15 protein-coding genes, 1 tRNA gene and 1 rRNA gene (1 of these 17 cut by a window edge) are annotated in these 15,441 nt (G+C 46.9%); 16 read left to right on the plus strand and 1 reads right to left on the minus strand.

Annotation, left to right across the window (positions count from 1 at the left end; genetic code table 11):
• The 3 genes from ACCC71_RS02470 to ACCC71_RS02480 all read left to right on the plus strand — a co-directional run.
• Window positions 1-1,451 (plus strand): 23S ribosomal RNA (locus tag ACCC71_RS02470) (it extends 1,436 nt beyond the left edge of the window).
• 141 nt (window positions 1,452-1,592) lie between these two features.
• A tRNA-Asn gene (locus ACCC71_RS02475) sits at window positions 1,593-1,665 on the plus strand.
• Between the two features lie 99 nt (window positions 1,666-1,764).
• Window positions 1,765-1,881: a hypothetical protein gene (locus tag ACCC71_RS02480; protein WP_434311795.1), complete on the plus strand. Its 117-nt coding sequence runs from the start codon at window positions 1,765-1,767 to the stop codon at window positions 1,879-1,881.
• Here the strand turns inward: ACCC71_RS02480 and ACCC71_RS02485 are convergent.
• Window positions 1,870-2,121, minus strand: coding sequence for a kinase to dihydroxyacetone kinase (locus tag ACCC71_RS02485; RefSeq protein ID WP_434310858.1), 252 nt, complete (start codon window positions 2,119-2,121; stop codon window positions 1,870-1,872). The two genes, ACCC71_RS02480 and ACCC71_RS02485, sit on opposite strands and share 12 nt — an antisense overlap.
• Window positions 2,122-2,351: 230 nt before the next feature.
• Between ACCC71_RS02485 and ACCC71_RS02490 the strand changes: the two genes are divergently transcribed.
• The 13 genes from ACCC71_RS02490 (at window position 2,352) to ACCC71_RS02550 (ending at window position 15,348) form a co-directional block, all read left to right on the plus strand.
• Window positions 2,352-4,064 carry an ABC-ATPase domain-containing protein gene (locus ACCC71_RS02490; protein WP_434310859.1) on the plus strand — a complete coding sequence of 571 codons (1,713 nt, stop codon included), beginning with the start codon at window positions 2,352-2,354 and terminating at the stop codon, window positions 4,062-4,064.
• Window positions 4,065-4,118: 54 nt separating this feature from the next.
• The gene (gene tadA / locus ACCC71_RS02495; RefSeq protein WP_434311796.1) at window positions 4,119-4,637 is read left to right on the plus strand and encodes a tRNA adenosine(34) deaminase TadA; all 519 of its coding nucleotides are present in this window, start codon (window positions 4,119-4,121) and stop codon (window positions 4,635-4,637) included.
• 100 nt (window positions 4,638-4,737) lie between these two features.
• A complete protein-coding gene (locus ACCC71_RS02500) occupies window positions 4,738-5,040 on the plus strand; it encodes a hypothetical protein (protein ID WP_434310860.1) in 303 nt (100 codons plus the stop codon).
• 3 nt (window positions 5,041-5,043) lie between these two features.
• Window positions 5,044-6,030, plus strand: a complete 987-nt coding sequence (locus ACCC71_RS02505; RefSeq protein WP_434310861.1) for a biotin--[acetyl-CoA-carboxylase] ligase — start codon at window positions 5,044-5,046, stop codon at window positions 6,028-6,030.
• 9 nt (window positions 6,031-6,039) lie between these two features.
• Window positions 6,040-6,390 carry a DUF6145 family protein gene (locus ACCC71_RS02510; protein ID WP_434310862.1) on the plus strand — a complete coding sequence of 117 codons (351 nt, stop codon included), beginning with the start codon at window positions 6,040-6,042 and terminating at the stop codon, window positions 6,388-6,390.
• A gap of 44 nt (window positions 6,391-6,434) precedes the next feature.
• Window positions 6,435-7,340, plus strand: coding sequence for a tRNA dihydrouridine synthase DusB (gene dusB / locus ACCC71_RS02515; RefSeq protein ID WP_434311797.1), 906 nt, complete (start codon window positions 6,435-6,437; stop codon window positions 7,338-7,340).
• Between the two features lie 313 nt (window positions 7,341-7,653).
• A complete protein-coding gene (gene greA / locus ACCC71_RS02520; RefSeq protein WP_434310863.1) occupies window positions 7,654-8,133 on the plus strand; it encodes a transcription elongation factor GreA in 480 nt (159 codons plus the stop codon).
• A gap of 101 nt (window positions 8,134-8,234) precedes the next feature.
• On the plus strand, window positions 8,235-10,175 hold the full coding sequence (gene lysS / locus ACCC71_RS02525) for a lysine--tRNA ligase (RefSeq protein WP_434310864.1): 1,941 nt from the start codon (window positions 8,235-8,237) through the stop codon (window positions 10,173-10,175).
• Between the two features lie 344 nt (window positions 10,176-10,519).
• On the plus strand, window positions 10,520-10,939 hold the full coding sequence (locus tag ACCC71_RS02530; protein WP_434310865.1) for a hypothetical protein: 420 nt from the start codon (window positions 10,520-10,522) through the stop codon (window positions 10,937-10,939).
• A gap of 274 nt (window positions 10,940-11,213) precedes the next feature.
• The gene (locus ACCC71_RS02535; protein WP_434310866.1) at window positions 11,214-11,774 is read left to right on the plus strand and encodes a YdeI/OmpD-associated family protein; all 561 of its coding nucleotides are present in this window, start codon (window positions 11,214-11,216) and stop codon (window positions 11,772-11,774) included.
• 94 nt (window positions 11,775-11,868) lie between these two features.
• Window positions 11,869-12,723: a MerR family transcriptional regulator gene (locus tag ACCC71_RS02540; protein WP_434310867.1), complete on the plus strand. Its 855-nt coding sequence runs from the start codon at window positions 11,869-11,871 to the stop codon at window positions 12,721-12,723.
• A 178-nt stretch (window positions 12,724-12,901) separates the two neighbouring features.
• Window positions 12,902-13,990, plus strand: a complete 1,089-nt coding sequence (locus ACCC71_RS02545) for an ATP-binding protein (RefSeq protein ID WP_434310868.1) — start codon at window positions 12,902-12,904, stop codon at window positions 13,988-13,990.
• Between the two features lie 62 nt (window positions 13,991-14,052).
• A complete protein-coding gene (locus ACCC71_RS02550; RefSeq protein ID WP_434310869.1) occupies window positions 14,053-15,348 on the plus strand; it encodes a vWA domain-containing protein in 1,296 nt (431 codons plus the stop codon).
• The last annotated feature ends 93 nt before the right edge of the window (window positions 15,349-15,441 follow it).

The following is a 15,441-nucleotide window of genomic DNA, read 5'->3' on the forward strand; positions in this document are numbered from 1 at the left end:
AGAACTGTGGGGACGCAGAGGGATAGGTGAAGCCGGGAATGAGAAAACCGGTGCAAGCGAGGTAGGAGTACGTTAGGAAAAGCCGGCGTACAATCCGAATACGTGATGCGGAGCGAACAAAAGTAGTGAAGTCACCGATTCCAGCTGCCAAGAAAAGCCGCTATTGTTTGTATTGTACCCGTACCGTAAACCGACACAGGTGGATGAGGAGAGAATCCTAAGGCCGACGGGAGAAGCATTGTTAAGGAACTCGGCAAAATGACCCCGTAACTTCGGGAGAAGGGGTGCCAGGGAGACCTGGCCGCAGAGAATTGGCCCAAGCAACTGTTTAGCAAAAACACAGGTATATGCAAAACCGAAAGGTGAGGTATATGTGCTGACGCCTGCCCGGTGCTGGAAGGTTAAGGGGAGGGCTTAGCGGAAACGCGAAGGTCTGAACTTAAGCCCCAGTAAACGGCGGCCGTAACTATAACGGTCCTAAGGTAGCGAAATTCCTTGTCGGGTAAGTTCCGACCCGCACGAAAGGCGTAATGATTTGGGCACTGTCTCAACAATGCACCCGGTGAAATTGAAGTACCAGTGAAGATGCTGGTTACCTGCGCCAGGACGGAAAGACCCCATGGAGCTTTACTCTAGTTTGATACTGGGATTCGGTACTATCTGTACAGGATAGGTGGGAGGCTGAGAATTGGTGACGCCAGTTGCCAAGGAGCCGCTGTTGGGATACCACCCTTGTAGTACTGGATTTCTAACCTGCCGCCGTTAGCCGGCGGAGGGACAATGTCTGACGGGGAGTTTGACTGGGGCGGTCGCCTCCGAAAGAGTATCGGAGGCGCTCAAAGGTCCTCTCAGGATGGTTGGAAACCATCCGAAGAGTGCAAAGGCAGAAGAGGGCTTGACTGCGACACCGACGGGTGGAGCAGGTACGAAAGTAGGACTTAGTGATCCGGTGGTAGAAAGTGGGATTGCCATCGCTCAACGGATAAAAGCTACCCTGGGGATAACAGGCTTATCACTCCCAAGAGTTCACATCGACGGAGTGGTTTGGCACCTCGATGTCGGCTCATCGCATCCTGGAGCTGTAGCAGGTTCCAAGGGTTGGGCTGTTCGCCCATTAAAGCGGTACGCGAGCTGGGTTCAGAACGTCGTGAGACAGTTCGGTCCCTATCCGGCGCGGGCGTAGGATATTTGAGAGGAGCTGTCCTTAGTACGAGAGGACCGGGATGGACAGACCGCTGGTGTACCAGTTGGGGCTCAACCCCAGAGCTGGGTAGCCAAGTCTGGAAGGGATAAACGCTGAAGGCATCTAAGCGTGAAGCCCCCCTCAAGATGAGATATCCCTTCTTTTAAAGAAATAAGACCCCTTGAAGACGACGAGGTAGATAGGGCAGAGGTGGAAGTACAGTAATGTATGCAGCTGACTGTCACTAATCGGTCGAAGGCTTGACCTCAAGCAAAGGAATTTGATGTAGATAATTTTCGGTATGCAGTTTTGAAGGTGTAATCGAGCGGGTAGTGGAGACTGCCCGTTTCTTTGTTATCTAAAGGGAAAGCCAGAGAGATAATGAAGGCGCGCCGATCAAACAAAGTAATCCTCCTTAGCTCAGTCGGTAGAGCATGCGGCTGTTAACCGCAGTGTCGTTGGTTCGAGTCCAACAGGGGGAGCGAAAAGTCCTTAGATGATACATCTAGGGACTTTTTTTATCATGAGATCTCTGTTGGGAATCAGTAGACCCCAGCGATCTGGAAAATTTTCGAAAAGCCATTCGTGAAAATACAAAAGCAGTATTTCTGGAGACTTTATGCAACCCCAATTACCCGGTGTTGGAACCGATGGAACAATCACTGGCGTTGGTTCCTATTAGAAATTTATCCTTTTAAACCTCTGGATTGTCGCTCCATATCCTCAATCACAATATCGTAGATTTCCCCTAATGAAGCACAATATTCCAGAACTTTCCATGGCTCATTTGTATGAAAATGAATTTTTATCAATTCTTCATCTCCAACTGCCAGCAGGCAGTCCCCCTTAAAGTGATTGCTAAAGTAGTCGCTGACTGCGTCTTCGTCTAAATCGTTACCCTCAATGAGTAATTGAGTGTCATATCGAAATTCTAACATTCCTTTATTCCTCCGTGAAAGATACTTTCCATGTACAAGAGCCGTGTTTGCTTTTGTCTCTCTACATCTTATCAAATATTGGGAGAAATAGAAACGGGTTTCTCCTGTTTTTTGCGTTGCTTTTTTAGAAAAGAAACGTGGCGAAATCGATAACATCGTGCTATAATGAGAGAACTTGGTTGTGATGCGCGGCAAAGCTGCGGGAAAGAGACAGAAAGGAATTGTGTTTTATGAAGAACTCGGAAGAATTGCGCAGAGAGCTTCTTGCCATTCACCGGAAAAGCTATCCGGCATATAAATCGTTAAAGGGGAATTATGACTTTGGAACGTATCAGTTATCCATCGATCATGTGCAGGGAGATCCTTTTGCTTCTCCCTCGAAACTGAGCGTTCATATTTCTCGCCAAGAGGCGGGCTTTCCGGCGCATCTTTATCAAAAGCGGCATACCCGCATTGCACTGCAGGATTATTTGACTCGGAGGTTCCGTGCGCAGACGGAACGCTTTTGTTTCCAGGCGAAGGGATCGGGAAAAAGTGGAATGATTGCGGTTAGCAGCTGCGGCCAGGAGATCTTGGAGCGTACTGCCTGCGAGATACGGCCGGATGGTATTCTTGCGCGTTTTGACGTGGGATTTCCTGCCAATGGGAGGACGATTCAGGCTTTGGAGCTGGAAAAGATTTTGTTTGACTTTCTGCCCCAGAGCGTGGAGCGAACGTTTTTCTATCGTCGTCTTCCGGCAAGTGAAGTGGAACAGGTATTTTTTCTTGCGGAAGATCAGCAAGCCATTCGGGAAGAACTTTCCCGCCAAGGCTTGGTGGCGTTTATTGCCAATGGCGCGATTTTACCGAGAGAAAGCGGCGTTTCGGACCGTCCCATGAAGGGAGCGACGCCTTTTCAATCCCCCAAATCTCTGGAAGTTACTTTGCATCTGCCTCATGCGGGAGAGATTTCCGGTATGGGAATTCGTCGTGGAATTACGTTGATTGCAGGCGGAGGTTATCACGGGAAATCCACAGTGCTGCAGGCTCTGGAGCGGGGGGTGTACAATCACATTTCTGGAGACGGCAGGGAATATGTGATCACGGAGGATTCTGCTTTAAAGCTGCGGGCGGAGGACGGGAGAAAAATCAGCGGCGTGGATATCTCTTTATTTATCAATCAGCTGCCCAATGGACGAGATACCCGTAGTTTTTCTACCCTTGATGCCAGTGGCAGCACTTCCCAGGCAGCGAATATCATGGAAGGCGTGGAAGCGGGCAGCCGCCTTTTGCTCATCGATGAGGATACCTCGGCAACCAACTTTATGGTGCGGGATGAACTGATGCAGAAAGTGATCACTAGGGATAAAGAGCCCATCACTCCTTTTTTGGAGCGGGCAAGAGACCTTTACGAGAGAGCGGGAATCTCCACGATTTTGGTAGTGGGAAGCTGCGGTTCTTATTTTTTCATCGCGGACACTATTTTGCAGATGGACAACTATCGGCCGGTGGATATTACGGAGATGGCCAGACAAATGGCGGCAAACTATCCTGCGCCTCAAATCAAAGCGCCGGGATTTCAGTTGCCGGAGAAGAAAAGGCACTTTCATCCGGGTTTATCCACGCAAAAGCGGAAAAACTATCGGGGAACCGGGATGGTGACGGAACGGCTAAAGATGAAGATTCTCGGAAAGGATTCCTTCCTTTTGGGGAACGATACCGTGGATCTACGGTACGTGGAACAATTGGTGGATCGAGAACAGACCGCGGCCCTTGGCTGTATCCTGCAACATATAAAGGAAACATCCGAAGGAGGAGATCGGGAGTTTGACGTTGTGGTTCAAGAAATTATGGGAAAGATAGAGAAGAATGGGTTGGCTGCCATTTGCGATTTGTCCTATATTCCTTTTGGCTTGGCGATGCCGCGGATACAGGAAATTTACGCCTGCTTGAACCGGTATTAGCGCCAGGCACACAAGCGCAAAGGGAGGAAGCCAGTGAACATCGATGAGACGTATATGAAGGAAGCTTTGAAGCAGGCAAAGAAGGCACTTGCACTGGGGGAAGTCCCCATTGGCTGCGTGATTGTCTGTGAAGGGAAGATCGTAGGCAGGGGCTATAATAGAAGAAATACGAAAAAGACGACGCTTGCCCATGCGGAGTTGATTGCCATTGACCGGGCCAGCCGGAAATTGGGCGATTGGCGGCTGGAGGGCTGCACCATGTATGTCACCTTAGAGCCTTGCCAGATGTGCGCGGGCGCTTTGGTGCAGTCTCGGATTGACCGGGTGGTGATTGGGACGATGAATCCGAAAGCTGGATGCGCGGGTTCCCTTTTAAATATTTTGGAAATGCCTCAGTGGAATCATCAGGTTCTGGTGGAGAAGGGCGTCTTGCAGCCGGAGTGCGAGGCCATTTTGAAATGTTTTTTTCGGGAGCTGCGAATTCGAAATAAGCGGGAACGAGAGGAACAGAGACAACTGGCCGGAGAGAAAGCTCAGGAGATGATTGCGAAAAGCGGGCAGGCAAAGGCGTAAGAGGTTAGGAAGTATCCTTTCTGGATGAAATACTCTTGGGGAAAATATCTTTTCAACTTACTGCAGAATATATAGCTGGAATATATAGAAGGAGAACAATATGTCACAAATTCAATTCGGTACGAATTCTCGTAGTTTTGATAAATTTTATGATTGGTTTCATATTGGCGCCTGTGCGGTCGCTATATTGCTGGCAATTGCGTCTTTTTTTGAACCGGGGCATTCGATGAAATTATTTCCCTTAATCTTTTTGGATGCGGCGGCTCTCAATGGCGTTTTGGCTTATGCGCGGTTTCGGAGCGCCAATCGGAGTACGCATCGTCTTTCTGGTTTACCCTTTGCCCTCGTGTGTGTGGCGCTTTTGATTTTGGCTTTTATTTGTGGAAAGGTGGTTTGGGCATAAACGATGAAGCGGGAAGTATTATTGTTGCTGCGGCAGCGGGGCGGCTATGTGTCCGGGCAGGAAATCTGCGGGACCTTAGGCGTTTCCAGAACAGCGGTATGGAAAACGATTAATAGCCTGAAAGAAGAAGGATATCAGATCGAGGCAGTACAGAATAAGGGCTACTGTCTTGTCAGCGCACCAGATGTTCTGACCACTGCGGAGATTGGCAGTCAGCTTCAAAGCTGCTGGGCAGGTAAGGCGCTGGAAACCCATGAGAGACTAGCATTTTCCACCAATTTACGGGCGAAGCAGTGGGCGGATGCCGGCGCGCCTCATGGGGCGCTTGTGGTGGCCGATGTCCAGGAAGGAGGAAAAGGGCGTCGTGGACGTGCCTGGGTGACACCGCCGCCGGGAGTGGCGGTTGCGATGAGCCTAGCCCTGCGCCCGACATTTTCACCCATGAAAGCGTCGATGTTAACACTGCTTGCTGCCCTTGCGGTACGGGACGGTGTTTCCCAGGTGACGGGGTTGGTGCCTGTGATCAAATGGCCTAATGACTTGGCGTTGGACGGAAAGAAAATTTGTGGAATTTTAACGGAGATGATTCTGGAGGAGGAATATATCCAGTACGTGGTGGTCGGTATTGGCATCAATGTGAATGAGCCAAGCTTCCCGGAAGAGGTGAAGGACAAAGCGACATCCTTACGTCTGGCCGCGGGAAAATCCTTTCCCCGTGCAGAGATTGTAGCCCGTACGATGGAAGCCTTTGAGCGTTACTATGAAACGTTTTTAGAAACAGAAGATTTGTCCGGTATTCAGGAAGACTATAATCATTCGTTGGCTGGAATCGGCGGACCAGTGCGCGTCATTACTTCCTCCGGTGGCTGGCAGGGAACGTCCCTTGGCATTGATGCGGACGGTTCGTTGCTGGTGCGGGATGAAGAGGGCAAGGTGAATGCGGTGAATGCCGGCGAGGTCAGCGTTCGCGGGCTATACGGATACGTGTAAGGAGACAGGATGGAAGAACAAAGAATGGTGCTCTGCGGAGCAAATTCGTACAATCAAAAGTACTATTTTAATCGGGAGTTCTCTGGCTTGCCGGAGCAGGTAAAGCAGGAGCTGAATATCTTGTGCGTTCTTTTTACGGAAGAGGTTGGCGGTACGTTAACTTTAGAATTTTTAGAGGATGGTACCTTGACCTTAAATGTGTCTCACGAGGATGCGGACTATCTATTTGATGAGATTGAAAGTGAGTTGAGAATCCGGGAGATCCAGAGGGAACATGCGGAGTTGATGCAAGCCTTGGAGCAGTATTTTCAGGTTGTATTTTTAGGCGAAGCGTTAGATACGGAGGGAGAGGACGCGTGAGGCTTGGTGAGTTTTCTTGGGATCGTCCGATTTTTTTGGCTCCGATGGCGGGCGTGACTGATTTGCCTTACCGGCTTCTTTGCAAGGAGCAGGGCTGTGATGCGATGTACACGGAGATGATCAGCGCGAAAGCCCTTTTTTATAAGAGCAAAAATACCAAGGCCCTCTTATTGTCGGAACTGCGGGAAAGACCGATTGCTGTTCAGCTTTTTGGCTCGGAGCCGGATCTGATGGCGGAGATGGCGGCTGGGATTGAGGATGCTTTCGACTGGATCGATGTGAACATGGGGTGCCCGGTGCCAAAGGTAGTAAATAACGGGGAGGGTTCTGCGCTGATGAAGAATCCTCAGTTGGTCAGTCAGATTGTAGAGGCAATGTCAAAAAAGCTAAAAAAGCCTCTTACTGTAAAAATACGAGCGGGATTTGACTCCTCTACCCGTAATGCGGTGGAGATTGCGAAACGAATCGAGGCGGGAGGAGCTGCTGCCGTGACAGTCCATGGGCGAACCAGGGAGCAGTATTATTCCGGAACAGCGGATTGGGAGATCATTCGCGCGGTCAAAGAAGCTGTATCGATTCCGGTCATCGGAAATGGAGATATTTTTCAGGCGCAAGATGCTTTAAGAATGGTGGAAGAGACCGGATGCGATGGTGTGATGGTTGCCCGCGGAGCGAAAGGAAATCCTTGGCTTTTTCGGGAAATTCGTGCGGCTTTTGATGGGAGACCGGTTCCTGCACGGCCAAATGGGGCGGAAATGCGAGAGATGATCCTTCGTCACGCAAAACTGCAGCTTCAATATAAAGGAGAGTATACCGGTATGCGGGAAATGCGAAAGCACCTGGCCTGGTACACAAGCGGATGTCCTCATTCTTCCGCGCTTCGCGGCAGGGCGAACACGGTGGAAACCATGGCGGATTTGGAGAAATTAGTATGGGAATTTTTTCCGTGAAATTCTATTAATATATGAAGGAATACTTGCGGAAAAAATTCATATACTAGCACAGAAATTGGACGGAAAGCTGTGGGTTTTGGCGGGTTTCGACAAAATAGGGAATGCGGTTGACAAGGCAGGGGCTTTAGAGTATAATATGTGCCATGTCATCCAGAAAGCTGTCTGCGGCAATCCGGTGGGGTATGATTGCTTGAATGCGCGGCAGAGCTGCAAAATAGTGATACCACAGGCATGAGCCAAATGGACATATCGCATGCCCGCTTGGCTCATGCCTATGCGCGAATATAAAATGGAAAAGGGTGTAGGAATTATGGCAGAAAAGAAGATATTGACGTATACCGGCCTAAAAAAACTGGAAGATGAATTGGTGAATCTAAAGGTTGTAAAGCGGAGAGAGATCGCGGAAAAAATTAAAGAGGCCAGGGAACAGGGCGACCTTTCGGAGAATGCAGAGTATGATGCGGCGAAGGATGAGCAGAGAGACATCGAGGCTCGGATCGAAGAACTGGAAAAGATCTTGAAAAACGCAGAAGTCGTCGTGGAGGACGAGGTAGAGCTAGACAAGATTAGTATCGGATGTCAGGTAAAGGTGCATGACGAGGAATTTGACGAGACCATGCAGTTTACAATCGTCGGCTCTACAGAGGCAAATAGCTTGCAGGGGAAGATTTCCAATGAGTCGCCGGTGGGAAAAGCACTGCTTGGCAAGAAGATCGGAGATAAGGTTCTGGTAGAGACACAGGCTGGAACCATCACCTATGAAGTACTTCAGATTGATCGGGTAAGCTGAGGGAATCTCCAAAGGATAGTTATTTTCGGGCGGCCTATGGGTCGCCTGATTCTGGTAAAAAAGAACGCTGAATCCAGCGAGACGATAAGATGGAGGAAGACATGGCAGAGAATAAGAACGTATCCCAGGAACAGGATATTGGCCATTTGCGGCAGGTACGCCGGGAGAAACTAGCCACTTTGCAGGCGGAGGGCAGAGATCCCTTTGTGATTACAAAGTTTGATGTGACGCACCACACCAAGGAGATTAAAGATCAGTTTGAAGCGATGGAAGGCAAAGAAGTGATTGTGGCCGGCCGTTTGATGTCCAAACGTGTGATGGGGAAGGCTTCTTTCTGTAATGTGATGGACCGGGATGGAAATATTCAGTCTTATGTGGCCCGTGACATGATCGGGGAAGAACCTTACCAGGATTTTAAGAAATTTGATATCGGTGATCTTGTTGGCATTCGCGGAGATGTGTTCCGTACCAATGCCGGTGAGATTTCGGTTAAGGCCCACGAAGTGACTCTTCTTTCTAAGAGCTTGCAGATTCTGCCGGAGAAGTACCATGGCCTGACCAATACGGACATGCGTTACCGCCAGAGATATGTGGATTTGATTATGAATCCGGAGGTCAAGGATACCTTCATTAAGCGTTCGCGGATTATCAGTACCATCCGTAAGTATTTGGATAGTCAGGGGTTCATGGAGGTAGAGACGCCGATGCTGGTCAGCAATGCGGGAGGCGCGGCGGCCCGTCCTTTTGAGACCCATTTTAACGCATTGGACGAGGACTTGAAGCTGCGGATTTCCTTGGAGCTTTACTTAAAGCGTTTGATCGTTGGCGGCCTGGAACGGGTCTATGAGATTGGACGAGTATTCCGGAATGAGGGATTGGATACGAGACATAACCCAGAGTTTACTTTAATGGAGTTATATCAGGCGTATACGGATTATCATGGCATGATGGACCTGACGGAAAACTTGTATCGCCATGTGGCCCAGGAGGTGTTGGGCACCACAAAAATCGTCTACAATGGCATTGAAATGGATTTAGGAAAGCCGTTTGAGAGAATTACGATGGTGGAAGCCGTGAAGAAGTATTCCGGTGTAGACTTTAACGAGATTCATACTTTGGAGGAAGCAAGGGCCGCGGCAAAAGAACACCACGTGGAATTTGAAGAGCGTCACAAGAAGGGAGATATCCTGAACCTGTTCTTTGAAGAGTTTGTGGAGGAGCATCTGGTGCAGCCTACTTTTGTGATGGATCATCCCATCGAGATTTCTCCACTGACCAAGAAGAAGCCGGAGAATCCGGAGTATGTGGAGCGGTTTGAGTTCTTCATGAACGGCTGGGAGATGGCCAATGCTTATTCCGAATTGAATGACCCTATCGATCAGAGAGCGCGCTTTGCCGCCCAGGAGGAGCAGTTTGCTCAGGGGGATGAAGAGGCGAATCACACGGACGAGGACTTCTTAAATGCCTTGGAGATCGGCATGCCGCCGACGGGAGGCATTGGGTTTGGCATTGACCGGATGTGCATGCTGCTGACGGATTCGGCGGCGATCCGGGATGTGCTGCTGTTCCCGACGATGAAAACACTCGGCGGCGCCGAGGCTTCGAAAAAGGCGGAAAAAACGGATGCAGCAAAGGCTGTAATAGAGGAAAAACCCGCGGAAGAAATTGATTTTTCCAAGGTGAAGATTGAACCGTTATTCGAGGAAGTGGTTGATTTCGAGACATTTTCAAAGTCCGATTTCCGCGCGGTAAAAATCAAAGACTGCGTAGCGGTTCCGAAGAGCAAGAAGCTCTTACAATTTACTCTGGACGATGGAACAGGCGAAGATCGCACGATTTTAAGTGGAATTCATGCGTATTACGAGCCGGAGGAGTTGATCGGGAAGACGGCGATTGCGATTACCAATCTGCCGCCTAGAAAGATGATGGGGATTGATTCCTGCGGTATGCTGATTTCGGCAGTCCATGAGGAGGAAGGAGAAGAGAAGCTCCATCTTCTGATGGTAGACGATCATATTCCCGCGGGGGCGAAGTTATATTAGTGCAGCCCGTCCAAATCGAATAGAAGTGTGTTATGTAGAGGATATTTTCTAAAGAGATTTAGAGGATGTCCTCTTTTTTACGTTTTAGATATGTAATTTAGAGAGAAACAAAATGAAAGCGGAATAGAAAAGAAATTGGAAAATTTATAGGGATTCCTATAAATTTGTTTTTCTAATGTTGATTATTTTATTTAGTTGTGATAAAGTATAATATATTAGAATTTAAAGTTAAAGACCGGAAATAATCAAAATAAAAGGCAAAGGTACAATTGAGCAATGAATAGGTGGTACTGCTATTTTGATTATGATAGGGACGATTAAATTCGTGTAGTGGAGGATGAAACATGAAAAAAATTTTTAGTGTTATATTAGGTATTGCTCTGATTGCTATAAGTTTATTTGGGTGCAGCGGTGGAAAAAATGCTGAACCAATTATCGGAGAATGGAAATTCGTTTCTATATATAATGGAGAAAGTATTCTTACCAGCAAGCAACTGGAAGCATTAGGATATAAAGATGATGCTGGAATCTATTTTAAATGCGATAAAGAAAAGTATGATTTGGGCTTAACATCTGGGAAAGTAATGACGGATGAATGGAAAATTGAGGAGAAGGAGGCATTCAAAGAGGCGTATGCGTATTCCTATGTGCTGGATGATAACAACGAAATGAGGGCGGCTATTGAATCGGAATCAGATTTAGACACACTATATGTTTTTATTGGAACGAATATGCTGATAGAGTTTGCTCGTATCGCGGATTAGAAATAGTGGATGTTTGTCCTATTTTTATGCTTTTTTCGAATATCTGAAATAAAAAGGCAGGGCGTGATCCTGTCTTTTTTTATGGTTGCGGCCAGCGGCGTATGTTTCTTGAGAGTGTTTATGTCCGATGCAGTCATAGAAACTAGCCGGATTACAGGTCCTGAATCAAGGAAATAATTATTTGTTGTAATCGGAAATAAGTTCTGGTAAATTTGATGATATAGGGAATAGCGTAGGCGTTGAGCAGATTGCAAACCGAAAGGAGGAGCGAATAATGAGTGATATAATGGAATTTGCAGGCAGAGAAGAATTTAGGAAATGGCTTTCGGAGCATTGTTTGTCAAAGGATGGCGTTTGGCTTTTATTTGGCAAAGCTGGCGGGCCAAAAACAATAAAAGCGGGAGAAGCGCTGGAAGAAGCGCTTTGTTTTGGCTGGATTGACGGACAGATGAAAAGTATCGACGATAAAACTTATAAGAAATATTTTTCTATGCGCAGGGAGAATAGCAAGTGGTCGGAGAAAAATAAGGCATTGGTGGGCAGTCTTGAAAAGCAGGGGCTTATGACTGATTTCGGCAGAAAGAAGATCGAGGAAGCAAAAAAGAACGGCCAGTGGGACGCTCTAAACTCTATAGCGGTTACAGAGGAACAGATTGCCCAGCTTTCCGCCCTACTGGAAGGATATGAACCTGCCTGTACAAATTTTGGGGCAATGTCTTTATCGGTAAAGAAAACCTACACACGAGCCTATTTTGACGCAAAGACAGATGCTGGACGTGAAAAGCGGATTGCCTGGATGGTGGATAGGCTCAATAAAAATTTAAAACCGATGTAACTGCTTTTGCATGCACAAAATCGCAAAAATCTCTTGACTCTCACGCAGCGTGATGGATTAAAATAATACCATCAGGAGCGAGGAGGCAGACAGCATGAGGACAGTGAAAGAAATCTCAAAACTTACAGGTATCAGCGTACGCACGCTTCACTATTACGATGAAATCGGGCTATTGGCTCCGACAGAGAAAAGTGAGGCGGGATATCGGCTTTATGACAATAAGGCTTTGGAGACTCTGCAGCAAATCTTATTCTTCCGTGAGTTTGATCTTCCACTGAAAGAGATAAAAGCTGTGATGCAACATCCTGCTCTTGATCGAAATCAGATTCTGCAGATGCAGAAAAAGATGCTTCTGGCGAAAAAGCAGCGGCTGGAACGGCTGATCGCCAGTATTGATGATATTTTAAAAGGAGAGAATGCGATGGATTTTGCTGTTTTTAATGAGACAGAGGTCGAGGAAATGTTTCAAACAATGTTTGATCATATGCCGGAGAACATGCGTCAAACAGCCATAGAAGAATTTGGCGGCGCGGAGGAATGGAAGAAACATTATAAGAAAGTGGTATCTTCCGAAGAGATGCAAAAGCGTTATGCGAAGGTGGTAGAGTGGTACGGCGGAAAAGATCAATTCCTGCGGGTGGCAAACAATCCCATCAGCAAAGATGTTGCAGAAAGTTATAAAAAACGGGTGGAAGCGGTTCTGCAAAAGTTAGCGGCAAAGCGGGAATGCGCCCTGGATTCCTTTGAAGTAAAAGAAATCATAGGAGAGTATGGTTTTGTCATGAAACAGCTTGCCCAGGTCAAAGAGGAAAAAGGGCTGATGTTGGCGCAGGCGCAGTATTATCGGAATGAGAAAGCCAAACAGATCCTTGATGAACAATATGGGGAAGGCGCGGCTGAGTTTTTTGCAGAGGCAATAGAGACATTTTACCGGGATAAAAGTATGTAGCCAGAAGCTGATCATAGCTGAAATCTGTTGGAAAAGGCGTAGAATGTGTTATACTATATTATAGATTTTTGCATTGTTGCAATGAACGCGGATATAAAGGCTGATCTCGCAAAGGATGAGGATTTCCAATATCTCTAATAGATAAAATCTGATAAACATGAAGATGGGAGGAAAAATGATGAGCGAAACAGAATCGGGGTTATCCGCAATCAATGTAGATAACATGGTTGATATGCTTTCTAAAGCATACATATCTTTGGTGAAGAGTAATACCCCGTTTAAGAAATTCCCGTCTGTAATGTTATGGGGCCCTCCTGGAGTGGGAAAATCCCAAGGTGTTAGAGAGATTGCACGCGTAATAGAGGCTAAAACGAACAAGCATGTTGTGATTACAGATGTCCGATTGCTTTTGTTCAATCCGATTGACCTGCGCGGTATTCCTACTGCTAATGAGGATAAGACACTTGCAGTGTGGTTAAAACCGAAGATTTTTCAGATGGATGACAGCGACAAGACAATTAATATTCTGTTTTTGGATGAGATCTCTTCAGCTCCTCCTTCGGTTCAGTCTGCAGCATATCAAATCACTTTGGATAGAATGGTCGGTGAACATAAGCTTCCCGATAACTGTATCGTCATTGCTGCAGGTAATCGTGTGACGGATAAATCGGTTGCTTACAACATGCCGAAGGCTCTTGCCAACCGTTTGTGTCATTTCGAAATCAAAGGCGATTCGAGTTCCTGGCACGATTGGGCAGTTAAGACCGGTGTTCATGAGTATGTTATTGGATATTTGGAGTATAACTCTGTGGCGCTGATGCGATTTGATTCTTCTGGAACAAACCTTGCTTTTGCGACACCGAGATCTTGGGAAATGGTAAGCAATATCCTGAACACAATATCAGACGATTTCAAAGAGGTTTACCCAATGATTGTTGGATGCATCGGCCATAGTACAGCGAGTAATTTTAGAACGTGGACGGAGCTCTACAAGACAATGCCTTCTATCGAAGCTATTTTTGCTGGTGAAGAGGTTGATGTTCCAAAGGCTCCTGAATTGCAGATCGCGCTTCGTTCCGCTATGGTGGCTTATGCGAGAAAGCATCTTAACAAAACATGGATGGATAACTCGATTGATTTTGCATGCAAACTTCCGTGGGCTTTTAGAGGAAAGTTACTGCATGACTATTGCTGTATTCCTGAAGTTCGTTCTATCATCAAGGAAAATGAAGTCTTCCAGACAGCAATGGAGAACGGGCAGAGATGATTGAGCAAAGAAAAAGACGCTTAAAAAGGTAGCTTCAGGAATCCAGGTATAGGTTAAATAAGTTGAACGAGGAATTTGCAGCTCCCCTGAAGGAAATGCTCTATGTTGCGACCAAGGATGTGAAGAGAATATCTACCAATGGCGCATGTATATATTTTGATCCGGATTGGCTTCAAAAACTTGGCCATACGGAGCTGGATTTTATCCTTTCACATCAGTTAATGCATATCGCGCTTGGTCATATTGAACGCCCGAAATACTACAAGGGCGATCGATTCCATCTCGCATGTGACATTGTAGCGAATTCGCATCTTGAGCTTCTCGGATGGAAATACGATAGACTGCCTCGTATCGGAAGAATATTTCACGAAACATTCTTTCCGGCAAAGGAGGGACGCTCGCTGACCGCGCAGGAGGCTCTTGATTGTGTTCCGTTTGATCCCGCAACTATGGAACCGGGTGTTAGACGAAACTATATGATTGACGCAGAAACCTGGTGGGATCAGAAGGAAGATCGCGGAGAGAAAGGTGTCATTGTTTTAAGCCCCGGAGAAGAGGAGGAGGAAACTCTTTTTTGTGATGAGGACACGACCGGTGGAAAACACTTCTTTGTTCGTAAGGAACTGTTTCGTCAAGAAGAAAACATCGTTATGGATAAAGAAACCTCAAACGGCGGAAAAGGACGGTCCTCGAGCGGTTGGGACAAAAGCGCTGCTAATGAAATAATGAGCCTTCGCAGCACATCAAGGCAAAATGCCAAGGCCGGGAACGATGAAGATTTTGCAGAAAGAGTTTGGCAAAGAGTAAATTCCGGAAAGCTTAACTGGAAGAAGCTGTTGAATCGTTTCATTCAGGAAGAAGTTTGCGATTATTCTTTTACTCCGCCAGATAGGAGATGGCAGGACTCTGAATTCTTTTTGCCTAACTATAATGTATTTACTGAAAGGCCGAAGGAAGTATTGTTTATGGTAGATACTTCGAGTTCTATCGATGATGATATGCTGTCCACTGTTTATGGTGAAATATGTAACGCGCTTGCGCAATTTAATGGAGGGCTCGTCGGCGCGCTGGGATTTTTCGATATGAGAGTATATACTCCAGTTAGTTTTTCTGATGTAAGTGATCTATTACAGATAAAACCGCGTGGAGGCGGTGGCACGGATTTTGGTTGCTTGTTTGATTATGTACAGAAAAATCTAACGAATGATCCGCCGGTAGATATCGTTATTTTCACGGACGGACAAGCGGAATTTCCGGGTGAAGCGTCAGCAAATAACATTCCGGTTTTATGGCTGTTTTCCGACAGAAGTGTTGTCCCCCCTTGGGGAAAGTATGCGTATGTTGATGCGACAGGATAATCTTAGAAAGAAGGGGAAATATCCCAAAGAAGTTTGCTAAGATCATTACTTACAAGCAGTTCATTATCGCCTCTTTTAAAATATACTCCGCGT

The organism is Hominifimenecus sp. rT4P-3 (genome assembly GCF_051055405.1).
Lineage (GTDB): Bacteria > Bacillota > Clostridia > Lachnospirales > Lachnospiraceae > Pseudolachnospira.